This window comes from Streptomyces sp. NPDC046925 (assembly GCF_040644915.1).
In the GTDB taxonomy this organism is placed as follows: Bacteria; Actinomycetota; Actinomycetes; order Streptomycetales; family Streptomycetaceae; genus Streptomyces.
In genome coordinates, this window is sequence record NZ_JBEYWZ010000002.1 from 440,993 (window position 1) to 466,063 (window position 25,071).

22 protein-coding genes, 1 pseudogene and 1 riboswitch are annotated in these 25,071 nt (G+C 70.3%); of the genes and pseudogenes, 15 read left to right on the top strand and 8 right to left on the bottom strand.

The window, feature by feature from the left end; genetic code table 11:
• Positions 1-30 precede the first annotated feature (30 nt).
• The 4 genes from ABZ906_RS08365 to ABZ906_RS08380 form a co-directional block, all read right to left on the bottom strand.
• The gene (locus ABZ906_RS08365) at positions 31-1,095 is read right to left on the bottom strand and encodes an iron-siderophore ABC transporter substrate-binding protein (RefSeq protein WP_361190076.1); all 1,065 of its coding nucleotides are present in this window, start codon (positions 1,093-1,095) and stop codon (positions 31-33) included.
• A 153-nt stretch (positions 1,096-1,248) separates the two neighbouring features.
• The gene (locus ABZ906_RS08370; protein WP_361190079.1) at positions 1,249-2,109 is read right to left on the bottom strand and encodes an ABC transporter ATP-binding protein; all 861 of its coding nucleotides are present in this window, start codon (positions 2,107-2,109) and stop codon (positions 1,249-1,251) included.
• Between the two features lie 164 nt (positions 2,110-2,273).
• Positions 2,274-3,146, bottom strand: a complete 873-nt coding sequence (locus ABZ906_RS08375; RefSeq protein WP_361379125.1) for a helix-turn-helix domain-containing protein — start codon at positions 3,144-3,146, stop codon at positions 2,274-2,276.
• Between the two features lie 423 nt (positions 3,147-3,569).
• Complete coding sequence (locus ABZ906_RS08380; RefSeq protein ID WP_361379128.1) at positions 3,570-5,438, bottom strand: glycoside hydrolase family 15 protein; 1,869 nt, start codon at positions 5,436-5,438, stop codon at positions 3,570-3,572.
• 640 nt (positions 5,439-6,078) lie between these two features.
• Positions 6,079-6,274: riboswitch (cyclic di-AMP (ydaO/yuaA leader) on the top strand.
• A gap of 4 nt (positions 6,275-6,278) precedes the next feature.
• Between ABZ906_RS08380 and ABZ906_RS08385 the strand changes: the two genes are divergently transcribed.
• Positions 6,279-6,989, top strand: coding sequence for a LysM peptidoglycan-binding domain-containing protein (locus ABZ906_RS08385; protein ID WP_361379131.1), 711 nt, complete (start codon positions 6,279-6,281; stop codon positions 6,987-6,989).
• 94 nt (positions 6,990-7,083) lie between these two features.
• Here the strand turns inward: ABZ906_RS08385 and ABZ906_RS08390 are convergent, their stop codons facing one another.
• Positions 7,084-7,434 carry a hypothetical protein gene (locus ABZ906_RS08390; RefSeq protein ID WP_361379134.1) on the bottom strand — a complete coding sequence of 117 codons (351 nt, stop codon included), beginning with the start codon at positions 7,432-7,434 and terminating at the stop codon, positions 7,084-7,086.
• 214 nt (positions 7,435-7,648) lie between these two features.
• Between ABZ906_RS08390 and ABZ906_RS08395 the strand changes: the two are divergent.
• The 4 genes and pseudogenes from ABZ906_RS08395 to ABZ906_RS08410 form a co-directional block, all read left to right on the top strand.
• Positions 7,649-8,059 (top strand): annotated as a pseudogene (locus ABZ906_RS08395) (DUF664 domain-containing protein); the annotation flags it as partial.
• A 280-nt stretch (positions 8,060-8,339) separates the two neighbouring features.
• On the top strand, positions 8,340-8,891 hold the full coding sequence (locus ABZ906_RS08400; protein WP_361379137.1) for a carboxymuconolactone decarboxylase family protein: 552 nt from the start codon (positions 8,340-8,342) through the stop codon (positions 8,889-8,891).
• Between the two features lie 41 nt (positions 8,892-8,932).
• A complete protein-coding gene (locus ABZ906_RS08405; RefSeq protein ID WP_361379140.1) occupies positions 8,933-9,934 on the top strand; it encodes an NADP-dependent oxidoreductase in 1,002 nt (333 codons plus the stop codon).
• Positions 9,935-9,950: 16 nt separating this feature from the next.
• Positions 9,951-10,379 (top strand): MerR family transcriptional regulator, encoded by a 429-nt coding sequence (locus tag ABZ906_RS08410; protein ID WP_361190099.1) that lies wholly within the window; start codon positions 9,951-9,953, stop codon positions 10,377-10,379.
• A gap of 61 nt (positions 10,380-10,440) precedes the next feature.
• Here ABZ906_RS08410 and proP read toward each other — a convergent pair whose 3' ends face one another.
• Positions 10,441-12,000 carry a glycine betaine/L-proline transporter ProP gene (gene proP / locus ABZ906_RS08415; protein ID WP_361190524.1) on the bottom strand — a complete coding sequence of 520 codons (1,560 nt, stop codon included), beginning with the start codon at positions 11,998-12,000 and terminating at the stop codon, positions 10,441-10,443.
• A 424-nt stretch (positions 12,001-12,424) separates the two neighbouring features.
• Here proP and ABZ906_RS08420 point away from each other — a divergent pair, with 424 nt between their 5' ends.
• The 7 genes from ABZ906_RS08420 to ABZ906_RS08450 all read left to right on the top strand — a co-directional run bounded on the left by ABZ906_RS08420 (position 12,425) and on the right by ABZ906_RS08450 (position 18,391).
• A complete protein-coding gene (locus ABZ906_RS08420; protein WP_361379143.1) occupies positions 12,425-12,868 on the top strand; it encodes a hypothetical protein in 444 nt (147 codons plus the stop codon).
• Positions 12,869-13,124: 256 nt separating this feature from the next.
• Entirely contained in the window at positions 13,125-13,532 is a 408-nt protein-coding gene (locus ABZ906_RS08425) for a rodlin (RefSeq protein ID WP_361190105.1), read from the top strand.
• 249 nt (positions 13,533-13,781) lie between these two features.
• The gene (locus ABZ906_RS08430; protein ID WP_361190108.1) at positions 13,782-14,219 is read left to right on the top strand and encodes a DUF6299 family protein; all 438 of its coding nucleotides are present in this window, start codon (positions 13,782-13,784) and stop codon (positions 14,217-14,219) included.
• Positions 14,220-14,404: 185 nt separating this feature from the next.
• Positions 14,405-14,668 (top strand): BatC protein, encoded by a 264-nt coding sequence (locus tag ABZ906_RS08435; protein WP_361190110.1) that lies wholly within the window; start codon positions 14,405-14,407, stop codon positions 14,666-14,668.
• Positions 14,665-15,873, top strand: coding sequence for a cupin domain-containing protein (locus tag ABZ906_RS08440; RefSeq protein WP_361379146.1), 1,209 nt, complete (start codon positions 14,665-14,667; stop codon positions 15,871-15,873). The genes ABZ906_RS08435 and ABZ906_RS08440 overlap by 4 nt, the downstream gene beginning before the upstream one ends.
• Positions 15,870-16,796 carry a sucrase ferredoxin gene (locus ABZ906_RS08445; protein WP_361379149.1) on the top strand — a complete coding sequence of 309 codons (927 nt, stop codon included), beginning with the start codon at positions 15,870-15,872 and terminating at the stop codon, positions 16,794-16,796. Before ABZ906_RS08440 ends, ABZ906_RS08445 begins: the two co-directional genes overlap by 4 nt.
• Positions 16,797-16,834: 38 nt before the next feature.
• Positions 16,835-18,391: an oxidoreductase gene (locus ABZ906_RS08450; RefSeq protein ID WP_361379152.1), complete on the top strand. Its 1,557-nt coding sequence runs from the start codon at positions 16,835-16,837 to the stop codon at positions 18,389-18,391.
• A gap of 77 nt (positions 18,392-18,468) precedes the next feature.
• On the opposite strand, the gene ABZ906_RS08455 is transcribed toward ABZ906_RS08450, so the two are convergent.
• The gene (locus ABZ906_RS08455) at positions 18,469-19,590 is read right to left on the bottom strand and encodes an ABC transporter substrate-binding protein (protein ID WP_361379155.1); all 1,122 of its coding nucleotides are present in this window, start codon (positions 19,588-19,590) and stop codon (positions 18,469-18,471) included.
• A gap of 85 nt (positions 19,591-19,675) precedes the next feature.
• Entirely contained in the window at positions 19,676-22,645 is a 2,970-nt protein-coding gene (locus ABZ906_RS08460) for an AAA family ATPase (RefSeq protein WP_361379158.1), read from the bottom strand.
• A gap of 126 nt (positions 22,646-22,771) precedes the next feature.
• Between ABZ906_RS08460 and ABZ906_RS08465 the strand changes: the two genes are divergently transcribed.
• The 3 genes from ABZ906_RS08465 to ABZ906_RS08475 all read left to right on the top strand — a co-directional run bounded on the left by ABZ906_RS08465 (position 22,772) and on the right by ABZ906_RS08475 (position 24,921).
• On the top strand, positions 22,772-23,332 hold the full coding sequence (locus ABZ906_RS08465) for an isochorismatase family cysteine hydrolase (protein ID WP_361190124.1): 561 nt from the start codon (positions 22,772-22,774) through the stop codon (positions 23,330-23,332).
• 227 nt (positions 23,333-23,559) lie between these two features.
• On the top strand, positions 23,560-24,234 hold the full coding sequence (locus ABZ906_RS08470) for a hypothetical protein (RefSeq protein ID WP_361379161.1): 675 nt from the start codon (positions 23,560-23,562) through the stop codon (positions 24,232-24,234).
• 84 nt (positions 24,235-24,318) lie between these two features.
• Entirely contained in the window at positions 24,319-24,921 is a 603-nt protein-coding gene (locus ABZ906_RS08475; RefSeq protein WP_361379164.1) for a HutD family protein, read from the top strand.
• Positions 24,922-25,071: the final 150 nt, after the last annotated feature.

Below are 25,071 nucleotides of genomic sequence, written 5' to 3' on the forward strand. Positions count from 1 at the left end.
GCGGTGTGATCACTTCTTCTTGCGGTGTGTTCACTTCTTCTTGAGGACGTCGACGTACGCGTCGATCGCCTGCGCGCAGGAGCGCGGACCACCGGCGCCCCACACCCGCGCGGGGAAGGAGTGCGCGCGGCCTTCCTTGACGGCCGGGATGGTCTTCCAGATCGGGTTCTTCTTGAGCGCGCCGACGTACCCGCCGGCTCCTTCGTCGTTGGCGTAGAAGAGGTTGGCCTTGCCCACCGAGGTGAGTCCCTCGACGTCGGTCTGCGCCAGGCCGTAGGACTTGTCGACGCCGCCGTCCCCGTGGTTCTTGTTGACGTCGTCGGTCCACGCCGGCTTCATGCCGAGTTCCTTGCCTATCTCGGTGAACAGGGCGCCGTCGCTGTAGGGGCGGATGGTGAGGTTGCCGCCCTGCAGCCAGCCGTCGAAGAACAGGAAGTCCTTGGTGGGCAGATCGGCGTCGGTGACCTTCTTCTTCGCCGCCGCGAGGTGGTCGTCGAACTCTCCGAGCACCTGGTCGGCGCGCTCGGTGCGGCCGGTCGCCTCGCCGATCATGCCGAAGACTTCGCGCATGTTCCCGATGGGGTCCTTCGGGTTCGCTCCCCGGGTGGCCATCACGGGGACGCCGCGCTTCTCCAGCTTCTTGAGGGTCTCGTCGTCGGCGTCGAACGCCTCCACGACGATGAGGTCGGGCTTGGCCGCGTAGAGGGTGTCGAGGTCGGGCTCCTCGCGGGTGCCGATGTCGGTCACCTTGCCGGGCAGCTTCTCGGCGCTGACCCAGGTGCGGTATCCCTTGGCGTCGGATACCGCGGTGGGGGTGACGCACAGGGTCAGCGCGTCTTCGATCTGCTGCCATTCCAGGACCGCGATCCGCTCGGCGGGCTTGTCGAGCTTCACGGTCCGGCCGACGCCGTCCTTGAAGGAGACCGGCTTCGTCGAGGTGGTCGTGGTGTCCTTGGCGCAGTCCTTCGACGCGGGCGAGGCGCCGGCCTTGCCGGCGGTCTCGGGCTTGTCGACGCTGGTCGTACCGCAGGCCGTTGCGGCCAGGAGCAGGAGCCCGGTGGAGGCTGACGCCGCCAGGCGATGGGCACGGTTCATGAACGTTCCTCTTTCTTGGTTTTCGGCGACGCGTTTTTGTGGCGAGGCGTCTTTGTTGCGAGGCGTCTTTGTGGCGAGGCGTCGCGGAGGCGGATGTGCCGCTTCGGGCGGCGTTCCGCCTGTGCCGCTTCGGGGCGGGGCAGTGGGTCCGCGTCAGGCGGGGTGGCGCCCGATGGGGTCGATGCGCAGACGGCCCGTGCGCGGGTCGACGCCGACCTCGACGCGGATGTCGTAGACCTCGGAGATGTTCTGTTCCGTCAGGACGTCGGCGGGTGCTCCGGCCGCGTGTACGCGCCCGGAGCGCATGAGGACCAGCGTGTCCGCGACGCGGGATGCCTGGTCGAGGTCGTGCAGCACGATCCCGACGGCGATGCCGTGCTCCACGACCAGATCGCGCACGAGATCGAGCGTTTCGATCTGGTAGCGCAGGTCGAGGTGGTTGGTCGGTTCGTCGAGCAGTACGACGCCGGTGTCCTGGGCCAGGCAGGCCGCGAGCCAGACGCGCTGCAGTTCCCCGCCGGAGAGTTCCCCGACCTGCCGGTCGGCCATGTCCCGTACGCCGGTGACGCCCATCGCGTGCTCGATGGCTTTCTGGTCCTCGGCGGTCAGTCCCGCGAAGCCGCGCCGGTAGGGGTGGCGTCCGAACGCCACGACCTCCCTGACCGTCAGGCCGCCGGGAGCGGGTCTCGACTGGGAGAACAGCGTGACTTCGCGAGCGAACTGACGGGCGCTGAGCAGCGCCGCGTCGCGCTCGTTCGCCTGGCCTGGGGCGCCGAGTGTCACCCGGCCGCCGTCCACTTGGTGCAGTCGGGAGAGTGCGCGCAGCAGCGTGGATTTTCCGCTGCCGTTCGGTCCCACCAGGGCGGTCGCGCGGCCGGGTGCCAGCTTCAGCGAGACGCCGTGGACGACCGGTGTGCCGCCGTAGCGCAGGTGCAGATCGTGCCCGTTGAGGGCGGCCACCGGTGGGGCGTCGGCCAGGGGGCGACCGGCCTGCCGGGAGGGGCTTGTGAACATCAGTGGGTCCGGGTGATCGGAGGGGCGAGGGGTGCGGCACCCTCCGTCCGCCCTGGCCAAGTGGGCAGCGGACTCTCCACGAACGGAGAACGCCGTTCGCGGCGAGCAACAACTAAGGGTTACCTAACTCCGAGGAGCTTATAGAGCGCCCGCGATGTCGACAATCAGGAGTTCTGGACATCCGATACGGGATTCCGGACACCCTCGGAGGCTCCGTCGGCGTCGAAGAACGCGCCCGGTGTGGTTCCCGTGATCCGCCGGAACGCGGCGATGAAGGTACTGGGCTGCGCGTAGCCCAGCTCCTCGGAGATGGTCGTCACGTCGAGCCCCTCGGAGAGGAACGTCAGCGCCCGGTGCACCCGCAGCGCCTGCCGCCACTGCGCGAAGGAGAGGCCGGTGGCCTGGCGGAACGCGCGAGTGATCGTGCGGTCGCTGACCTCCAGGGACCGGGCCCACTCCTCCAGGGAGCGGGAGTCGCCGGGATCCTCCAGGAGGGCTTCGGCGATCGTGTCGATCCGGGGGTCGCCGGGCAGTTGCAGCGCGAACTGGCGTGGTGACGGGCGCAGCACGTCGAAGACGACAGACTCCGCCCGCGCTCTGGCCCCCGCGTCAAGACCCATGTCGGACAGATGGGTGAGCAGCGACTCCAGCAGCGGCGTCATCGCGACCGCGACCGGCTCCTCGAAGGCGAAGGGCGTGCGGTCGGGGGCGAAGAACGCCTCGTGGAACTGCGCGCCCGCCGTTGCCCGGCCGCCGTGCACCACCCCGGCAGGCATCCACAGCCCGTACCCCTCGGACACGGTGAAGACGCGGTCCGCCACCCGGGAGGTCAGCGTTCCGCCGCGGACCCAGACCAGCTCATGCCGGGGGTGCGAGTGCGGCGCCCACTCCGTGGGAACGGGGGGAACCTGCAGCCCGGCAAAGATGGCGTAAGGGGCAATCGCCTGCTCCGGGAACGGCGCGACCCGGCGCACCACAGCGCCCGCCTCCTGCCGCCACATCCCGGGGCCGGCTTCGCCACGGGACGATATGACCATGCAAAGGAGTCTAGCCGGGGCCCTACACCGCCACCGGACACCTCCTGACCTGCGCAGATCCGGCGCCTTTACCCGCTCCCCCAAGGGCCCGCCGACGCTGCGGTGACGCTGCTGACGGGATCAGATCGGCGCCATCCCCTACCGGGAAGCCCCACGTGAACGCATGTGAAGCCGACCAAAGTAGATCATTCCCGCCGCTCCCCCGGCCGCACCGGCGACACACAGCACGGTCGCCCACTGAGCCATGTCCCGAGTGATCCACAGCAAGCTCACCACTGCCAGTGCCAGGGAGAACAAGAACCGCTCCCCATACCCCGGTCGGCGTCCCTTCCGTTCCTGCTGGCGGTGCACGAGTAGATGGCCCCCTTCATCTCGATGATCCACCACCCTGCCATCGGGGGTGACCCCTGTGCCACCACGGGTTCACGCCCCGGCGGCATCCACGGAGCGGTCCAGGTTTACCGCCGCGCTGATCAGCGCCAGGTGAGTGAAGGCCTGTGGGAAGTTGCCCAGTTGCTCGCCGGTGGTGCCGATCTGCTCGGCGTACAGACCCACGTGGTTGGCGAAGGTGAAGGTCTTCTCCAGTGCGAGGCGCGCCTCCTCTACCCGGCCGCTGCGGGTCAGCGCCTCCACCCACCAGAACGAGCAGATCGAGAACGTCCCCTCGGTGCCGTCCAGGCCGTCGGGCGCCTCGGCCGGGTCGTAACGGAACACCAACGAGTCGACGACCAGGGACTCCTGGATGGCATCCATGGTGGAGAGGAAGAGCGGATCACGCGGTGCCACAAACTTGACCATCGGCATGATCAGGAGTGAAGCGTCGAGCACGTCGCAGGACGGTCCGTCCTTGTCGCTGAGGCGCTGCACGAAGCTGCCGCGGTCCTCGTTCCATCCCTCCTCCATGATCTGGCGGTACATGGCGTCACGGGCGTCGATCCACCGGGCCAGGTCGGCGGGCAGGCCGCGCTGGCGTGCCATGCGCACCATGCGCTCGACTGCCACCCAGGACATGAGTCGCGAATAGGTGTGCCGCTGGCGTCCCGCGCGGGTCTCCCAGATCGACTCGTCCTTGCTGTCCCAGTTCTCCAGAAGCCATTCGATGATCTGGGTCAGGTCGTGCCACGCCGTGTGGGAGATGCCCGTCCCGTACTTGTTGAACAGGTAGATGGAGTCGACGAGTTCGCCGTAGACATCCAGCTGCAACTGGCGGGCGGCAGCATTGCCGGCCCGCACCGGCGAAGAGCCGCAGTACCCCTCGAGGTGGGTGAGTTCGCGCTCCGGCAGTTCGGCGTCACCGTCGATGGTGTACATCGCGCACAGCGGACCCGGCTCCTCGTCCGCGCCGGTCCGGGCCAGGCACCGCGTCAGCCACCCGACGAACGCCTCGGCCTCGTCGGTGAAACCCAGGCGCTGGAGCGCGTAGAGGGAGAACGCGGCGTCGCGGATCCACACGTAGCGGTAGTCCCAATTGCGTTCGCCGCCGATGCGTTCCGGCAGTCCCAGGGTGGGCGCCGCGATGATCGCGCCGGTGGGTTCGTGGGTGAGGAGCTTGAGGGTCAGGGCGGAGCGGTGCACCATCTCGCGCCATCGCCCCTGATACGTCGACCGCTTCAGCCAGGCGCGCCAGAAAGCGACCGTGCCGTCGAACAGCGCGTCGGCCTCCCCCGTATCCAGCGGGCCGGCTGCTGATGTCTCGCCCCCTGCTCCTTCGCCGACGTCCAGGACGAACAGGGCCTGGTCGCCCTCGCCGAGTTCGAACTCACCGTGGGCCTCGCCCTTCTGGGCATCCAGGGCGACATCACTGCGCAGTACCAGCGTCAGATCCTCGGAGATGAACCGGACCTCGCCCTCGCCGCTCTCGGTCCGGTGGCGGGCACGCCCGTAGTCCAGGCGCGGCGCGATCCGGGCGTGCAGGCGCATGCTGCCGCGCACGGCCACCACGCGCCGCACCAGCCGCTGGCGGTGCTGTTCGTCGTGGGGGCGCAGGAGGGGCATGAAGTCCTGCACCTCCACCATGCCTTCCTCGGTGAGGAAGCGCGTGATGAGGATTGCGCTGTCGGGAACGTAGAACTGCTGGCGGGATGCTGTCGCGCACAGCGGCGACAACTCCCATACCCCGCCTCGCTCCGCGTCCAACAGCGCCCCGAAAATGCTGGGCGAATCGAATCGCGGCGCGCAGAACCAGTCGATACGCCCGTCGGTCCCCACCAAGGCCGCACCGCGCAGATCCCCGATCAGGCCGTGCTCGGCGATGGGCAAATACGGGCGGTGTTCCGCGTCCTGGTCTTCCACGCCTGCGCCTTCCGCCCGCACCCAAACCGGGCGGCCACCGTACAGCGCCGTTCTGCCGTAACTGCGGATGCCGGCGCGTGTTTTCACAACTTTCGACAGCGGGCCGAACGTCCATGAATTGCTGATGCACAGAAGCCAAACGGGTATTGATACACCGTCACATTCAGGATGCGGTCCGAGACTGCGGCCATACGTACGCACTCCTCTCCGCGACGGAGAGCGAGAGCCATGGACAATCCCCGCCCGCTCCCGCCACCCCGTTGACAGAAGGTCGATATGCCCGTTCTGATGCATTTAGCGAACTAACGCCGTGTCCATTTTAGCATGTAATAGCATGCTTTCACTCTCTTAAAGGCATACGCTCACCATCGCCCACCTTGCTGATTATTAGCGTCAAATGAATCGACCCTGCGCGTTCTCGATCTTGGCATTGGTTGCACCGTATTCAGTGAATTGGGTCACGCCCTCGATCGCAGCTCCAGGGAGCCACGGAGTGCACTTCCGCTGCACGCCAAGAAAGTTGGCCTTTTTGATCAACGAGGTCGAAAGATCCTTCTCGCCAAGGGAAGATCACCTGCATTGCCTATGCGAATTCGTGTCTTGTTCCTCTCCGGCTTTCTCGCTTAACGTCAAAGTCAATCCGGATGGAACGCCGAATCCTGCCGCTGTCCGGAAACCCTTCCCACCCACACACTCACGCACGGCAGGAGCGGGGGACCCAGGTAAGTCGCCGATCCGGATACCGGAACGGCTCGGGGTGAAGTCGTATTCACGGTGCGACCGGACATCTCCCGTCCGAACCCGACAGCTCACCTCGCAGGCGACGGAGAGGAATTCGTCATGCCTGCAAAGGGTAAGCACCGCCGCCCCAAGTCCAGCTCGCTCAACCGCAACATCGCCGCCGCAGGAGCGGGCGGGGCCGTGCTCATCCTCCCGGTGATCGGCGCGACCACCGCGAGCGCGGCGCCCTCCGCCGCCAAGCCCGCCGCGGCCCCCAAGACCTACGTCGTCACCGCCGGTGACTCCCTCGCCAAGATCGCCCGCGAGCACTCCCTGAGCGGCGGCTGGAAGAAGCTGTACGAGGACAACCGCGACGCCCTCGGCAACGACCCGAAGCTGATCCAGCCCGGCGTCAAGCTCACCCTCGGCGAGAAGGCCCCGGCCCAGCGGGCGGACCGCTCCGAGCGGTCGGACACTCTCTCCGCCCAGCCCGCCGCCGCCAAGACCTACACCAACGACCTCGACGGCTGGATCAAGGAGTCGCTCGACGTCCTGGCCCAGCACGGCATCCCCGGCACCTACGAGGGCATCCACCGCAACATCATGCGCGAGTCCTCCGGCAACCCCCAGGTCACCAACAACTGGGACTCCAACGCCGTCGCCGGCACACCGTCCAAGGGGCTCCTGCAGGTCATCGACCCCACCTTCGAGGCCTACCACGTGCCCGGCACGTCGACGGACAGCTTCGACCCCGTCGCCAACATCACCGCGGCGTGCAACTACGCGGCCGACCGGTACGGCTCGATCGACAACGTGAACGGCCCGTACTAGACCGACCCCGTTCCTTCCGCTGTGAGCCCCGGCACGCCACGCGTCCGGGGCTCCGGCCGTTGCGGGGCCTCGTATCGCCGGCACGCGGCCGCCGTCAGCTCAGGGGCGCTCGCGTAACTGCCTGCCTCTCGGTACGGGCCCGCCGCTCCAGTGCGTTGGCGACGACCTCCCCCAGCGGTGCGTCGGGGAACTTCTTCCAGGACTTCGGCCACCGCCTGGCCAGGCCCCGCTCGATCACGTCGGCACCTGCATCGGCATCGGCGATGCCGCGCAAGCACGCCCCCTGTGCGAGAGCGAGACGCTCAAGCCTCCGGTTCGCGCTCTTGGTCGCCCGCTTGTTCCGTCGGATGCTCTTGCGGGAGCTCTTGTCGTTCTCGCCGTAGACGTTGCGCCGGTCCCTCCGATAGCTCAGCCGCTTCTTCTCCTGCGGGGACATCCGTCGCACGTCCCGGCTCCTCTCGTCTCACTCCAGCCAAAAGGCTAGCCAGACCGCGAGTCGGGGTGCGACCGGATTGCCGCCCTGCACCCGCCGAAGGAGCCGCGGGCAGGAATGGACCCACGCCAGCAGATATTGACGGTGTGTCAGGCACCGCTGGGGCAGCGGCGTCCCGCACGTAGCCCGGTTGTCAGTGGCGGCTGCGAGACTGCCTCGCATGACCGGGCGGCCGTTCTTCGACGAGGAGCCGCCATCCTGGTGGTACACGCGAGACCCGGAACTCAACGCCGACATGTGGGCCTCCGCGGACGAGTCGCGGGACGACATCGTGCGGCTGTACCACCAGGCGTGGGAGCACTCCGACCGTACGATCGCGATGCTGCCGCTCGATGCGACCGGCCACGTCCCGTGGTGGCCCGAGGAGCGCAGTGAGGTGACACTGAACCACATCCTGGTGCGCGTGATCTCCGATACTCAACGGCACGCAGGGCACGCCGACATCCTGCGCGAGCTCATCGACGGTTCCGTGGGATACCTGCAGAACAACGACAGTCTGCCGCCCGGCGACCAGGCATGGTGGCAGGACTACCGGAGCCGTCTGGAGCGCGTGGCGCAGGAAGCCGACAAGGGCTGACCCCGCCACGCTGCCGTCCGGCGGCTCCGGACTCAGACTTTAGGCACAGATCCGAGCAGTGGCGCCAGTTCTCCGTGTGAGCAAAAGCGGCCCCGCAATCCGTCGCGGGAACAGGAGGCGACACCCCACCTGTGCCCCTAGGCTCAAGCGCGCATAAGGCCGAGCACGGACGCCCGCATATATCGGGGTACGAAGAGGAGAAGGCCGCCGCGCCCAGCGGAGCCCCAGACCCCCGGCCGATGCCCCCGCCCCGCGCCTCCCCTTCTCGAACGGAGCCAACATGGAGTACCCGGACCCGGCCACAGTGCCCGCCGATCTGCGGGAGGCCATCGTCGCGCACGGTTCGCTCAACATCTTCTGGATGGTGATGCACTCACCGAACCTGGCACCGGCCCTGCTGGGACTCGGAGACGCGGTCCTGCAGCACAACTCCCTCCCTGACCCACTGCGCGAACTCGCCATCGTGCGGGTCGGCTATGCCTATGAAGCGGCCTACGAGGTGCACCACCACGAGAAGATCGCGCAGTTGGTGGAACTGAGCCCGGAAGCACTCGCCGCCGCCGAAACCGGCTCCGCCGACAAGCTCTCCGGCCCCGAAGCCGCCGTACTGGACGCCACGAACCAGCTCCTGGAGCGGCACACCCTGGATGAGGCCACACGAGCCGGACTCCTGACCTTCCTGACGGTCAACCAGCTCGCAGACCTCGTCATGACCGTGGGCTTCTATCAGCTCATCTGCAACTTCCTCAACGCCTTCGAGGTGACACCAGAAGGCGAACCGCGCTCCCCCCACAGCCAGGACCCCCCGGCCGAAAGCCCGTCCCCGAACTGACCCTTGCCCCTGCCCCACGGGTCAGCGCTTAGCGTCCCGCCATGACTACGACACAACGCCTCATACGCCTGACCCGTCGCCCGTCCGGACTGCCGGCCCCAGACGACTTCACCCTGGCAGAGGCCCCCTTCCCCAAGCCCGGGCCCGGTCAAGTACTCGTCCGCAACACCCACTTCCACGTCTTCCCGGGCCTGCGCACCCTCATCGGAGGCGAGACCCGCGATGTGCCGCTGCCACCGCTGCACCCCGGCGACACCCTGCTCGGGCCCGCAATAGGCGAAGTGGTCGACGGGCCGCTGAGGAAAGGCCAGTTGGTGCTGCACCTTCAGGGCTGGCGGGATTATGCGACGCCCGCGGTCGATGAGTGCAGGCCGCTGGAGGGCATCCTGCCCGACCCGGTGGCCCACCTAGCCCAGGGCTCCGCGGCCTACGGCTCGCTGACCCGCCTTGCCGAGGTGAGAAAGGGCGACACCGTGTTCGTGACCGGAGCCGCCGGCGCCGTGGGCACCCTGGCGGGCCAGATCGCCAGGCTGCTGGGGGCAGGCCGGGTGATCGGCAGCACAGGTTCACCGGACAAGGCCCGGCGGCTGGAACGGGATCTCGGCTACGACGCCACCGTCCTGCGCGGCGCCGCCCCGATCGGCGCACAGCTGGCCGAGGCAGCACCGGACGGCATCGACGTCGTCCTGGACACCGTAGGCGGCGAACAGTTGATCGCCGCCGTACACGCGGCGAATCCAGGTGCCCGGTTCGCCCTGGTGGGCGCGCTGGCCGGTCAGCTGTCCCCCGACCGCGCGGGCGGAAGCGCGCCGACCGAGCTCGACACATACCGGTTGGTGACCAGGGGCATCAGGATCGCCGGCTACAGGGGCACGGACCATCCAGACGTGGAGCCGGAGTGGGAGACGCGCTTCGGGGACTGGCTGCGGTCGGGCGACATCCGGTTCCCGTACACCGCGTTCCGCGGAATGGAGCGCGCCAGGGAGGCGTTGCCTCATCTGATCGCAGGCCGCGCCTTCGGTGCGGCCATCGTGGAGCTGTAGGACACGGGGAGCGGGCATGCGGATAGGCGAGGCAGCAGCGGCGTCCGGCACCACACCGCGCGCTCTGCGCCTGTACGAGGCCCGCGGCCTGCTCCAGTCCCCGCCGCGTACCGCCTCCGGCCAGCGCGAGTACGGTCCGGCCGATGTGGCCCGCGTCCGCGTGATCCGCGATCTGCTGGCGTTGGGCCTCACCTTGGAGGACGTCCGCCGTCGCGCCCACCGCCTCGACCTCCTCGTCCAGCACCCGACGCGGTCCTGTGGCAGCCGCCCGGGCGAGTTCCACGGTGTCGTGGCCGAGCGCCTGGCAACCCTGGACACGGAGATCGCACGCCTGACTCACCTCCGGCAGAGCCTCGCCGCAGCCGCCGGAGGCGGGTCGGGAGACGGCCCCGCCCTACCGGCTGAACCCGGCGGCAGCGTTCCCCCGCCGGAGCCCGGGCACTGACCGTCCCCCTTACGGGGACTTGCCGCCCGCGCGTGTGAGCCCGGACGGTGCAGCGCCGGGCTCACTCGTCGCGTTTGCGAGGCTTTCTGGACTGATCGCGGCCCCCGCCCCCGCGCGGATGCCACAGTCGCAGCCACACGTCCCTGGCGTGACGTCCCGCCTCCGTGCGGCTGTGCGCCACCACCTCGCGGGCCTGTTCCGCTGTCTCGACCATCGGGCCGGAGCCGCGTAGGGGTTGGCCCGCGGTCTCGTGCAGGAAGAACGTCGACACGAGGCCGATCACACCGGCCACCATCAGGTAGAAGGCCGGCACCAGGGTGTTGCCGGTCTTCTCCACCAGGAACGAGGCCAGCAGAGGAGTCGTACCGCCGAAGAGGGAGACGGACACGTTGTAGGCGATCGACAGTGCCCCGTAGCGCAGGCGGGTGGGGAACAGGGCCGGCAGCGTCGCCGCCGCCGTGCCCGCGAAGCAGACCAGCAGCAGCCCCAGAATCACGCAGCCGAACGCGGGCAGCAGGATGCCGCCCTTGCGGATCAGCAGGAACGCCGGGATGGCGAGGATGATCATCGCGATGCTGCCGCCCATGAACATCGGGCGTCTGCCCCACCGGTCGGAGCTGCGGCCCACCACCGTGATGGACAGCGCCACCAGCAGCATGGTGCCGAGGACAAGGAGCTGCGCCGTCGTATCGCTCTCGCCCAGGGTCGCCGTCATGAACGTGGGCAGATACGACGTGACCATGTAGTTCGTGACGTTGTAGAGCAGCACGAGGCCCATGCAGATGAGCAGCGCCTGCCAGTGCCGGGTGAAGATCTCCTTCAGGCGGCCGTGGCCGGACTGGCGGGCCTGCTCGACGGGGTCCGCGTCCTCTCCCTCCCCGCCCTCCGACTGCGCCTGTGACTGTGCCTGCGCGGAGGCGGTCTCCTGCTGGAAGGCCGGGGTGTCCTCCAGCTTCAGCCGCATGTACAGGCCGATCAGCCCGAGCGGGCCGGCGATGAAGAAGGGAATGCGCCAGCCCCAGCTCTCCAGGCCGTCCGACCCCAGGGTGAGGGTCAGCACCGTCACGAGGCCCGACCCCAGGGAGTAGCCCACGAAAGTCCCGAAGTCCAGCCAGCTGCCCAGGAATCCGCGCCGCCGGTCGGGGGCGTACTCGGCGATGTAAGTGGTGGCTCCGGCGTACTCGCCGCCCGTGGAGAAGCCCTGGACCAGTCGGCACACGAGCAGCAGCAGCGGGGCGGCAAATCCGATCGAGGCGTACGTGGGCAGCAGACCGACCGCGAACGTACTCGCCGCCATCATGATCATGGTGGCGGCAAGGACCTTCTGCCGGCCGATACGGTCGCCCAGCGGCCCGAACACCAGACCGCCCAGCGGACGCACCAGAAAGGCCGCAGCGAACGTGGCGAACGTGGCGACCACCTGCGCGCCCGGCGAACTGGAGGGGAAGAAGACCTTCCCGATCGTGCCCGCCAGATAGGCGTAGACGCCGAAGTCGAACCACTCCATGGTGTTGCCCAGCGCGGCGGCCGTCACCGCGCGCCGCACCTTGGGACGGTCCGAAACCATCACGTCTTCGGCGCTGAGCGCCTTCTTCCGCCGGCGTAGCAGCGTGCGCGCCATCCGGTCGGTCGCCGCCGAACGCGACGAGCGCTCCTGGTCCGGATCCGGGCCCCGGGGACGCCGGGGCGTGCGGTGCGGAAGGCCTTTCACCATGAAGCTTTTCTCCTCGTGCCTGAGAAAAAGCCGGGTCGCCGCAAAATTAGGCTGATCATGAGCGCCCGGCAACTTGTCCGCCCGCCGCCTGGGTCCCGATCGCCGGGCGCTGCGGAGCCCCCGAGGGTGCGGACGGCCAGGGCCCGGCAGGTTTGCCGCGCGCCGCACGGGAGACAAGAAGGCGCGCCGGAAGACGCGCACACGGCGGAGACCGACCGCTCCACGGGCCGACAGGCCGACAGGCGGAAAGACCAAGGCCGTGCGATCACCCGGCATCTACGGCAACACGGCATACGGGCCCCCTGCCGCCCCCTGGGAAACGGAGTAATCGATGACGGTCATGGCCGACACGACGACGGGTGAACAGCTGGCCCAGAGCCTGCTGAGGGACGTACACGACGAGCGCAAGCGGGCCGCGACCCGCCTCCTCGGCGCCCACCACGACGGCGTGTGGCTGCGACGCTTCACCGGGGACCTGGATCTCTCGGCCGCCGCCGGGCAGCCGCTGATCGACCGCGGCGGCGCCTGCCCCGCCGTCGACTGGACCGCGGTCAGGAAGCTCAGGCTCTCGCTGGGCTGGTCGCGCCGCGCCTCCGCGGAGGACCTGGCCGTACTCGAATTCGCCTGCTCGCTGCTGGGCTCGGGTGCCGTCGAGCTCCGGCACGTCATGCAGACCGTCGACCGGGAAACGTTCCGACTGCTCCTGCGGGCGATGGAGGAAGCCGCGCACGCCGACGGCCCCGACCCGCGAACCCAAGTGATCCTGAGCGCCTGACACGACGTCACACATGTGCCTCCATGCCGTCGCCGCGACCTCACACGGGTCGCGGGCCGGACAGCGCCATGGGGTTCGCCCCCCTCGGCAGCCGGCGAGAACGGACGGCGGCGGGCCATCCGGGGACGCCGGTCAGATGATCTCCGTCAGCTCCGCTCCCGCGACACCCTGCCAATGGGCGAATATGCCCGGCCGCAGAGCGCGGACGCGGTACTGATTCATGTCACCAGACCAATGCTTCCCTACCTGGAGTGACATGCGCATCCCTGCCTTCCCGCTGGCCCTCAGCCTCGCCGCCCTCACGCTGGCCGGCACCGCCGGGAACGCGGCCGCCATCGGCGACGATGACGGCACCACCAGCAGCAGCGGCAACAACGCCGGACAGGCGTACGGCAACAGCAGCACCCACGGCAGCCAGAGCCCGCAGCTCTCGGCGGTCCAGGGCTCGCTGAACAAGCTCTGCGCCGGTATCCCCGTCAAGGCCAATGTGGGATCCCTCGTCGGCATCCTCGTGCCCGTTGCCGTACAGGACATCCCCGTCCTGTCCGCACCGCAGAACCAGCAGTGCACCGAGAACTCCACCCAGGCCAAGGGCGACGAGCCGCTCTCGCACCTTGTCAGCGACATCCCGGCCCTGTCCGGCAACGGCACGGCCAACGGATAACTGCCGCACCGCGCCTGGCTGCCGGGGGAGCTATCTCCTCCCCCGGCAGCCAGTGCCGGGCGCGACAGTCCCCCGACGTCACCCGCCGCCCGACGTCGCCCGCTGCCTGCCGGACAGGGCGGCTCACACCACCGGCTGCTGTCGCGGGGCGAGAGCCCTCAACTCGCCTCCCCCACAGCGGACTTGCCGCCGTCGCGGAGAACCGCAGGCACACCCCTCATTCCGTCTCTCCTGACCAAAGAGGCCCCCATGTCACTGCGCCAGGCCACCACGGTCCTCGCCGCTTCCCTGCTCCTGTGCGCCGCTCCGGCCGCCGCCGCATCCACACCAGCGGCCGCCGGACCGAACGAGAGCGTCACCGTCAACCCCACCGGGCGCATCGCCTCGGACGGCACCGTCACCCTCTCCGGTACCTACCGGTGTACGAGCGGTACCGGCCCCGTCTTCGTGTCCTCGTCCATGGCCCAGGACAACCCCCGGGTCCGTCACAGCATCGGCGGCACCCGTGCCACGTGCGACGGCAAGCCGCACGCCTGGACCAACACCGGACGCCCCTCCCTCAGCACCCCCCGGCCGGGCACCGTCAACGTCGAAGCCACGGTGATGGAACTGGACCTGCGCAGCGGCCTCCCTCTGCCCCGTTTCCACGCCATGCAGCGACAGGACGTCACCCTCGCCCGGGGCTGACAGCGGCAGGTCAGGAGCTCCCGCCGGCGTCCGTCGCGCCGGGGAGCGCGCCGGGCAGCGGGCCGGGCACCCCTGTGCTCCGTTCAGGTTGCCGACCGCAAACCCGTGAGCGAGCTTGGTGGAAGCGGGCGGCACGGGCACCGCAGGTGCCCCCGATCCCGGCCGTCCGATCCTCAGGAGGACAGATGACCGACCCTCAGCAGGACCCGAATCAGCAGGAAGGCCCCGCTGACGGCGGCGCGGCGGGCACGCCGGGAGTCCATGACGGCGGAGCCGACGGAGGCGCCGAAGGACCCGCAGATGGCGGCGCGGCCGGTACGCCCGGTGTCCACGACGGCGGAGCCGACGGAGGCGCCGAAGGACCCGCGGACGGCGGAGCCGCCGGCACACCGGGAGTCCATGACGGCGGAGCCGACGGAGGCGCCGACGGATCGGGCAGCGGCGGTTGAGTGTCCCCCCGGCCCAGCTGCAGGATGCCGGCACGGCAGGTGCCGGCATCCTGCAGTCCCGGCTGACCGGCCTGAGCCGGCAGGACTTCGCCCGCGACGTATGGGCGCGCACCGCGCTGCTCACGCGCGGCGCGAGCGATTTCGGCGACCTGTTCTCCGCCGACGCGGCAGACGAACTGATCTCCCGGCGCGGGCTGCGTACGCCCTTCCTGCGTCTGGCCAAGGACGGCGCCACCCTTGCCGAGTCGTCCTTCACCGCGCCCGGCGGGGTCGGCGCCACCATCGCCGACCAGGTCGACGACACCGCCGTGTGGCGCGCGTTCGCCGACGGCGCCACTCTCGTCCTGCAGGCCCTGCACCGCACCTGGGAACCCGTCTCCGACTTCAGCACCCGTCTGAGCACCGAACTGGGGCATCCGGTCCAGGCCAACGCCTACATCACCCCGCCGCAGAACCGCGGATTCGACGCCCACTACGACGTGCACGACGTGTTCGTCCTGCAGATACACGGCTGCAAACGCTGGGTCATCCACGAACCCGTCCACCCCGACCCGCTGCGCGACGAGCCGTGGACCGACCACCGCACCGCCGTCTCCAGTGCCGCCCGCGGGACACCTCGTATCGACACCGTCCTCGAGCCCGGCGACGTCCTCTATCTGCCGCGCGGCTGGCTGCACGCCGCCCGCGCCCAGGGCCAGGTCTCCATCCACCTGACGCTGGGCATCCACACCCACACCCGCTACACCCTGGCCGAACAGCTCACCCGGACCGCCCTCGCCGTGCTGCGCGAGGACCCCCATATGCGCCGGTCCCTGCCGATGGGCACCGACGGGCCCGCCGACGAGGACGAACTCGCCACCGTCCGCGAACACCTCGTCGCCGCCCTCGCCCGCGCCGACAGCACCCCGCTGTTCGACCGCGCCCGCCGGGGCCAGGTCCGCCCCGCGCCCCTGGGACCGCTGGCCCAGCACACCGCACTGCACACCCTGGCCCCCGAAACGCCGCTGCGGCTGCGTACCGCACTGGACGCGCGACTCGACGGCACCCGCCTGACCAGCCGCGCCGGCCACCTCGACTGCACTGCCGCCGACCTGCCGGCCCTCACCCGCCTCCTCGACGGCCAGACCCGCACCGCCGGCGACCTCGGTCTCAACCTCGCCGCCCGGCTGCTGCGCGCGGGCATCCTGGTCCCCGCCCTGCCATGACGACGCCCCCGGCGGGCACGGGCGGGCGCTTCCTGTGCGCGGAGGCCGCCCGCACCCGCGGCGACCCCCTTCCGGGCACCGCGCCCCACACGCTGACCTGGATCCTGATCGAGCACACCGGCGGCTGGCCCCCCAACGGCTTCGACGGCCTGGATCTCGACACCCACACCAAGAGCCTGGTCTACACCGCCGCCCAGGCCATCCGGGCCCGCATCCTGCTGATCCGGCGCCCCGGACGCCGCACCACCCGCGGCCCGCGCCGCTGGGCCGTCCTGCACTACGACGCCACCGGCGCCCACCACCAGCAGTGGGGCACCTGGAGCCGGGACGAGGATCTCCAGGACATCACCGAAGCCCTCACCATCACCCCGCACGCCCCCGGCCGACTCGGCCATCCGCCCGTCATCCTGGTCTGCACCCACGGCCGCCACGACACCTGCTGCGCCCTGCGCGGCCGGCCCGTCGCCCACACCCTCACCCGCCACTGGCCCGACCTCGTCTGGGAGTCGAGCCACACCGGCGGCGACCGCTTCGCCCCCAACATCCTCGTCGCCCCCGACGGCGTCCACTACGGCCAACTCGACCCCGCCGCATCCGTGACAGCCATCGAAGCGCACCTGGCAAACCGCATCAGGGCAGAGCACCTACGCGGCTACACCGATCTCTACCCGCCCCAACAAGCCGCCGTCACCGCCCTCCTGGCCCGCTTCGGCCCCGCAGGCCGCCACCACTACACCGTCACCGACACCACCCGCCTGGCCAACAACCACTGGCGCGTCCACGTCGCGACCCCGCCACCCGAGTCAGCCGTCATCGACGTCGAGGTCCGCTCCCACCACACGCCCCGCACCCAACTAACGTGCAACGGCCCCTCCCCCAGCTCCACCGTCGTCTACACCGCCACGTCCGTCCACACCCACTGACGCCCCGCACACCAAGGCACGATCACTACTCTTGGCGTGTGCTCTCATACGACGAGTTGGCCCCACCGGAGCGTGAGCTGTGGGACGCGTTCCCCGAGGGACGCCACGTGGACCTGCGTGCGGGTGTACCCGAGGACGACCGTGTCGCCGAAGGCGGGCGGTGGGGCCCTGAGCGGACGGTTCGGGCCGCGGTGATCGTGGCGCTTCTCCTGGGGGCGAACACCGCGCAGCCGGGCGCCGTGGCGTGTCTGCGGCTGGCCGGGGCGCGGATATCCGGGCACCTCAATCTGGCCGGTGCGCAGATCACGTACGCCCTCTGGCTCGAGGACTGCTGGTTCGAGGAGTCGGTGAACCTGCTGGGAGCGTCCACGCAGACGCTCGTGATCACGGGCAGCCATGTACCGGGCATCGAAGCCTATGCGGCGCGAATCGAGGGAACGCTCGACCTGCGGCGCTCCGTGGTGCAGAGCCTGGCTTCCTCTCCCTTCAACCACGTGAGCACCGCCCTGTCCCTGAGCGACGCCAGGGTGGCCGGCGGCATGCTCCTCAACGGGGCCGAGATCAGCGCGCCCGGAGGATGGGCCGTGGCCGCCGGCGGCCTGGTCATGGAAGGAGGCGTTACCTGCAACGGCGGGTTCGTCGCGCGCGGTGAAGTGCGGTTGCCGGGAGCGCAGTTGCCGGGCGGTCTGTTCATGCAGGGGGCACAGCTGCTGAGCCCCGGACCACGCGGGACGGCGCTCGCTCTGGACAACGCCGCGGGCTCGACGCTCGACTTCTCCGCCGGGTTCACGGCGAACGGAACCGTACGGGTACGGGGCGCCCGGGTCTCGAACAACCTGACCTTTGAGGGCGCCGTCCTCAACGGCCCGTCCGGCGGCCGTGGCGCATCCTTGGCCGCACCGTTGATGCAGGCCGTCGACTTCGACTTCACCCTCGCCGAGCCTCCGTCCGGCTGGGTGGATCTGCGGGGCGCGCAGGTGTCCAACCTCTACGACAGCGATCACATCTGGCCGGAGGTGGTGGAGTTGGACGGCTTCGTCTACGGCTCCATCAAGATGGACATGGGCCGCGAGCGCCGGGAGGCTGTGGGGCGGCGCGACTCCGTCGTACGCCGGTTGGCGTGGATACGACGCAGTCCTGGCTACAACCCGCAGCCCTACGAGCAGTTGGCGAGTTGGTACCGGAGGGCCGGCCACGACGACGATGCCCGCCGCGTGCTCCTGGCCAAGCAGCGGCACCGGCGTCAGACTCTGCCCCGGGCCGCGCGCATGTGGGGTCACCTGCTCGACACGACCGTCGGCTATGGCTACCGCCCCTGGCTGGCCGGGGTCTGGCTCCTCGCACTGACCCTGCTGGGCACGCTCTCCTTCGACTCCCGCTCCCCCACCCCGGTCAAGCAGGACGAAGGCGCCCCCTTCCAGCCCCTCGTCTACACGCTCGACCTGCTGATCCCCATCGGCGGTCTGGGCCAGCGCACGGCCTGGTACTGGCCGCACGACGGCCTCCAGTGGCTGGCATACCTGCTGATCGCCTTCGGCTGGCTGCTGACAACAGCCGTCATCGCGGGTGTCACCCGCGCCCTGCAGAAGAACTAGCGCCGGAGCAGGAGATTGCAGGCCCGCAACTCTCCTGTGCGGCAGCCTGTCGACGACGAAAAGCCCCTCGTGCTTCCTCAGCCCGCACGCAGCACCCGAAAGCGACCAAGCTCCGCCGGGTCCCGGTCGACGACCTGGATCGGTGCATCTGCCCACTGCCAGACATTGATGCCCGGCACGCGGGAGAAGGCGATCCGGCCGCGGGTGCCCTCGACCGCAGCGCGCGGCCAGGCCCCGGCCGTGCGTGCCCGGTCCGTGCCGCCGCGGCGCAGTACCTCCGCAAGGATCGCGACCGTGTCGTAGCCCTCGTAGGCCACGAAGGAAGGCTCTGCGGACAGCCGTTCGCGAAGAGCCGCTTCGACGTGTGCGCCGAGCGGGGTCAGGTGCTCGGGCAGGTAGCGCAGGAAGGGGATTGCGGCGCCGTCGCCGCCAAGGAGCGCCGCCCATTCGGCGAACTCCGGTTGGCCCGCCGGAGCGCCGATCAGTACCCCGGCCAGGCGCCGGTCGCCGCGCACTGCCCTGACGATCGGCACCGCCGGTTCCGGATGGCCCACCAGCAGGAGGAGTGCCGTCGCACCGCTGCCGGCGAGTTCCTCGCACACCGCCTCGGGGGTGAGCGCGCTCATGTCGAGTTCCATGACCGCGCCGCCGCGGGAAGCCAGGTGGTCCCGCAGGATGCGGGTGCCCGACGCCCAGTAGACACTCGGCTGGGCCGCCACGGCGATACGGCTGTGGCCCGCCCCCAGGAGGAAGTCCGCGTAGACCTGCCAGCCGCGGGACTGCGGCGGGGACAGGCGCGCCACCCACTCCGTCGGCCGGTCGGTGAGCGCGTCGAGAACCGACGACGAACACAGGAACGGCAGGCCGAGGGCGTCGGCCCGCCCTGCGGCGGCGCGAGCGACGACGCTGTGATACTCCCCCACCACAGCGGCCACCCCCAGAGCGGCCAGCTCGTCCACGGCCGCCTCGGCTCTACGCGGGTCAGCCGCCGTGTCCCTGATCACCAGCTCAAGCGGTCGTCCGTCGATGCCGCCGGCCGCATTGACCTCACGCACACCCAGTTCGAGCCCGGCCAGCAGATGCTCGCCCGCCTCGACCCAGCCGGGCCGGCTCAACGGCGCGAGAGCACCGATCCGCACTGATGGCTCGTCAGTCCGGGCTGCTCCAGGCAACGCTGGTGATGCTGGTGACGTACTCATGCGCACATTGCATCCACCGCCGACGCCCCCGGGCAACCCAATATCTGCACCGCCCGGCCAAATCCCCCGGCATGAAGGGCGCGAGTCAGTCCGTCGGCGAAGGCTCCGTGGTGATCAGTCCCTGCCGGTAGGCGACACCCACCGCCTCCGTGCGGCTAGCCGCTCCCAGCTTGGCGAGGATGTTGGAGACGTGGACGCTGGCCGTCTTGGGGCTGATGAACAGCTCCTCGCCGATCAGGCGGTTGCTGCGCCCGAGAGCAAGCAGCCGCAGCACGTCCTGCTCGCGGGACGTCAGTACGGCGGCGGCGTCCCTGGAGGGCACCGTCAGCCGGCTCCGGCGCACCAGCGCGTCCAGCTGTTCGCGCAAGAGGGTGGCGCCAAGGCGGTCGGCCTCCTGGCGCACCGCCTCGGCCTCGGCGGCCGCCTCCTCACGGCGATCGGCCGCCAGCAGGGCCTCGGCAAGGCGCAGTCGGCAGCGCGTGCGCTCGTACACGTTGCCGTACGCGAAGGCGGTCACCGCCTTCTCCCAGGCCGCCGGGTCCGGCCCGGAGACGGCGCGCGTCCACTCCGCCTCGGCGCGGGCCAGCCACGCCTGGCCCTCCGGACCCTGGGGCGTGCCGTCCTCGCCGCGGGCGGCCGAAGCCCGCGCCTGTTCCACGAGGTCGGCCGCCGTCTCCGCCCGACGCTTCGCCTCCTCCTCGTCACCGCGCATACGAAGCTGGGCCGCCGAGTCGGCGACCGCGGACAGCGCCAGCGCAGCCAGCCGGACCGTGACGTCGGGCGGTGTGCTCGCACTGCCGGTGAGGGCCTCAAGGGTGTAGCGCAGCGCGCGCACCGCTTCCTCCGCGTCCCCGCGCCACGCGGCCGCATCGGTCCGCACGATGCCCGCGACCAGCGTGTTCATCCAGTCGAACGGCCCCTCCAGCAAGGCCCTGGCGCGCTCGACGGCGGTGAAGTCGCCGCGGGCGAGCGCGACGAAGAGGCCGGGCCCGGCGCTGCCCGCGCGCGACATCGCCCCGGTGTCCTCGGCCGCGTCACGCGCGCACTCGTCCCACTGACCGAGCGTGAACTGCACCAACTGCCGCAGGTACCGCATCTCCCGCGGATACGGCGCAGAGAGCAGTCCGGAACGGCCGGCCCGGTCCAGGCCCTCGGCGGCCCAGCCCAGACAGCCCTCCAGGTCGCCGGATTCGAGGCAGCCGACGGCCAGGTTGAACAAGGCGCGCATTTCCACCGGCGCGTTGCCCGACCGCCGCGCGAGGTCCCGCGCCTCTTGCAGCTGCGCTCTTCCCTCCGGGGAGCGGCGGTTGCTTCCCCCGCCGTGGAACGTCATCGAGATCAGGAGGTCGGCCCGCGCGTCGGCGACGCCCAGGTCCTCGGCGGCGAGCAAGGCCTGACCGCCCACCCTCAGCGCGTCCTCGTCCTGTTCGTCGTCTCCCATGCGGGCGGCGACCATCACGTACGTGGCCGCCGCCCACACCCAGGTCGCCGATGGCGGGTCGGCGGGGATCAGGTCGAGGGCTTCTCTGCTGTGGGCGAGGGCGGCCGGGAGGTTGTCGACGTTGAGCAGGTTCCCGGCGAGCGTGTAGCGGACGCGGGTGGCCAGCTCCAGGTCGGCGTCCTGTCCGAGACCGGCCAGCGCGGACCGGGTGAGGGAGACCGCACGGTGTGATTCCCCGGCGTGAGCGGCCGCCGCCGAGGCACGCAGCGTGAGTGTCACGGCGTCGGACCCGGCGGGCCGCCCTGAGGCCTCGACCGCCGACCACAGGTCGAGGGCCGCCTCGATGTGCCGCAGTTCCTCGGCCGGAGCGCCGACGCTCTGGGCGTGATCGGCGGCTTCCAGGGAAGCGGCGAGCGCCTCGGGCAGGTCATGGCTCTCGCGGTAGTGATGGGCGCGCTCGGCCGCGCTGCCTGACTGGCGGCCCCGCCCGGCGAGCAGGCGAGCGAACATGCCGTGCAGCCGCGCCCGTTCACCCGGCAGGAGATCGGCGTAGACCGCCTCCCGCGCGAGCGCGTGCCGGAAGGAGTACGTGTCACCGTCGCCCGGTACGAGCAGCTGCCGTCCCACGGCCTCGCGCAGCACCGCCTCAAGACCCTCTTCGGGCAGCCCGACCGCGTCCCGCAGCAGGTCGTGGCCGACGCGGCGCCCGGCGACGGCCGCGGTGCGCAGCACCTGCTGGGCGGTGTCGGACAGCTGCTCGAAACGGATGAGCAAGACGTCGGCCAGTCCGCTGGGCACGCTGCCGGCCGGGGCGTCGGTGGCCGCGACCAGCTCCTCCGCGTAGAAGGCGTTGCCCTCGGCGCGCTCGACGATCCGGTGGACGGCGGCGTCCGGCAGGGGCTTGTCCCGCAGCGAACGCACCAGGCGGGCCACATCCGCGTCGGGCAGCGGTTGCAGTTCCAGGCGTTCCACGGCGGGCAGCCGCACCAGCTCGGCCAGCAGGGGGCGCAGGGGGTGGCGGCGGTGCAGGTCGTCCGCCCGGTACGAGGCGAACACCGCGAGCCGGTGGTCGTGCGGGCCGCCGGTCGGCCGTTGCAGGACGTTGCGGCTGAGCAGGAAGCGCAGCAGGTCCCGTGAGGACTGATCGGCCCAGTGCAGGTCCTCCAGGACCAGCAGCAGCGGGGCGGCGCCGGCTACTTCGGCCAGCAGCGCGGCCACGTCCTCGAAGAGCCGCAGCCGCCTGTTCACGTCCCCCGCGGCGTCCGTGCCGCCGCCGAGCAGCCGCTCGGTCACCGGGTGACCGCCCAGGACCGAGGCGAACCGCTCGTCCGCGGCCAGCGTGCCGAGGATTTCGGTGAACGGCAGATACGGCAGGCCCACATCGCCCAGATCGACGCAGTGTCCGACGAGCACGGTCATCCCGGCCTCGTCGGCGCGCCCGGCAAGCTCGTCGAGGGCCCGCGTCTTGCCGACGCCGGCGTCCCCGGAGATGAGGACCGCGCGGGCCTCGCCCGCGCGGGCCCGCTCCAGCACTCCAGAAAGACGGTCGAGTTCGTCTTCCCGACCGACAAGCTGGCTGGTGAACTGGGTGTTGGTGTGCGGCACAGTCCACATCCTGGCACACGGGTTCGGTACATCTCCCTGGCCGGAACCGCCGGTCGGCGGCAGTTGCCCGCGTAGGCTCCGGACTTCACCGCCCACCTCTGCCCGCTTCGCACTGGCTTCGTTCTTGGAGGCGACATGAGCAGCGCCCTTCTCGTGATGGACGTCCAGCGCGACATCGTGGACATCGTCGACGACGGCTCCGGGTACCTGCCCCGCCTGCGCAGGGCGATCGACGGGGCCCGGGCGGCGGACATCCCCGTGATCTATGTGGTCATCGCGCTGCGCCCCGGCTTCCCGGACGTCGGCACGCGCAACAGGGCGCTCGCCGCCATCGCGGAAGCGGGCCTCTACGTCGAGGGCGCCCCCGGCACCGAGATCCACCCCGAGGTCGCGCCCCGGCCGGGCGACGTGGTCGTCACCAAGAAGCGGGCGAGCGCGTTCTCGGGCAGCGACCTCGACGTGGTGCTGAGGGCGCGCGGTATCGACCGTCTCGTGCTCACCGGCATCGCCACCAGCGCGGTGGTGCTGTCCACCTTGTGCCAGGCCAACGACATGGACTTCGGCCTCACGGTCCTCTCCGACGCCTGCCTGGACCCCGACCCGGAGGTGCACCGGGTCCTCACCGAGCGGCTGTTCCCGCAGTGGGCGGATGTCCGCACCGTCGACGACTGGGTCAAGACGCCGGGCCGCCGGTAACCACCCCTGCCCGAGGGGATGAAGCGCGACAGGAACATTTGCTCCATCGGGCGCATTCTCCGGCCGATCTCGTACTCTTTCCCCCATAACCGCGCGTGAGTTGCTGCCGTTGCAGGTTGGGCAGTGTCGTCCGGGCGAACCTGCGGAGACGCCCCATGAACAAGAGTTCAGTCGTGAGCACGATCCGTCAGCCGCACCAACGCGGGCACCGAAGAAGGGCCACCGTCATGTCAGACGCTCAACCTGGATCCACCGAAATGCAGACGCAGTACGCGGCTCAAGTCGCCGCGGACCTGGAAACCAACCGCAAGGAACAGGAACACGTCCGGGGCGAAGTAGCGGCACTGCAGGAGCAGTTGCAGACCCTGGAGAACGACCACGCGGTATTGCTGAGCATGCAGCAGGCACTCGTCGCCTCCCCCGCCGCACCGGCGAAGGCGACCGGGAAAGCCACCGCCAAGGCACCCGCCCGCAAGAAGGGTGTGCCCGCCCCGCGGGCAGGTGCGGACAAGTCCGCTGCGGCCCGGACCAAGAAGTCCACCAGCACCGGCACCAAAGCCAAAGCGGCCAAGAGCGCGCCCAAGTCCACCGCGAAGAAGACGACCACCGCCGCGTCGAAGAAGCCCGACGCACCGGCCTCGGGGCCGACCCTGGTCGAACTGATCGCCGCCCATCTCGGACAGCAGAAGGAGCCGCGCTCCGCCGCCGAGATCACCACGGCGCTCACCAAGGCGCACCCGGACCGCTCCATCAAGACCACCGTCGTGCGCACCACGGTGGAGAACCTGGTTGCCAGGGGCCGGGTCCAGCGCTCCAAGCAGGGCTCCTCGGTCTTCTACAGCGCGGGCACCACGTCGGAGCAGCCCGACGCGCCGAAGGCGGAGACCGCCGCCACCAGCTGAACCGCCGACGGCGACCGCGTCCGGTCGGCACGTACGCTTGCCCGGACTCGCCGGCCGGAGAGCGGAAGAAGGAGGCGGCGCCGGATGGACGGAGACGTGCTGCGCTGGAGCCAGTACCGCAGCATGCCGTGGAAGAACGGCGGCGGTACGACCCGCGAGGTCGCGGCGGGCACCGTGCCGGCAACCCCGGCGTCGGCACAGACCGCGGACGGCTTCGACTGGCGGGTGAGTGTCGCGGACGTGGACGCGGCGGGCCCCTTCTCCTCCCTTCCCGGCATCGACCGCGTGATCACGCCGGTCGAGGGCGAAGGAATGGTGCTGACCGTGGACGGGGCTTCGCACCCGGTCGGACCGCTGCGCCCCTTCGCCTTCTCCGGCGACGCGACGACGGACTGCCGCCTGGACGCGGGGCCGGTACGCAACATGAACGTGATGACCCGCAGGGGCCTGGCGACGGCCCACGTACGGATCATCACCGTCACCGCCGCGCAGGAGACGGCGCTGACGTACGCCACGGGCGAGACCCTGCTCGTCATGGCCGCCACCGAGGGGATCGCCGTCGGCGCACCGGACGGGCACGGAACCACACTGGGCCGTCTCGACTGCGTACGACACGAAGGCCCGGGCACACTGGCTCTGCGAGGCGAAGGCACGGTGACCGCGATCCGGATCACCGCGACACGCTGACGACAGGCCAGGCTTCGGGAAGTTCCGGCGACGCCGCCGACGCACGTACCCGGCGGTCTATGACGTTGGTCTCGGATAGTGGTCGCACCCTGGACCCGGGTGCTGGTCAGTGTGTTTACATGCGCGTAACTCGTGAGTGTCCCGCGCGCG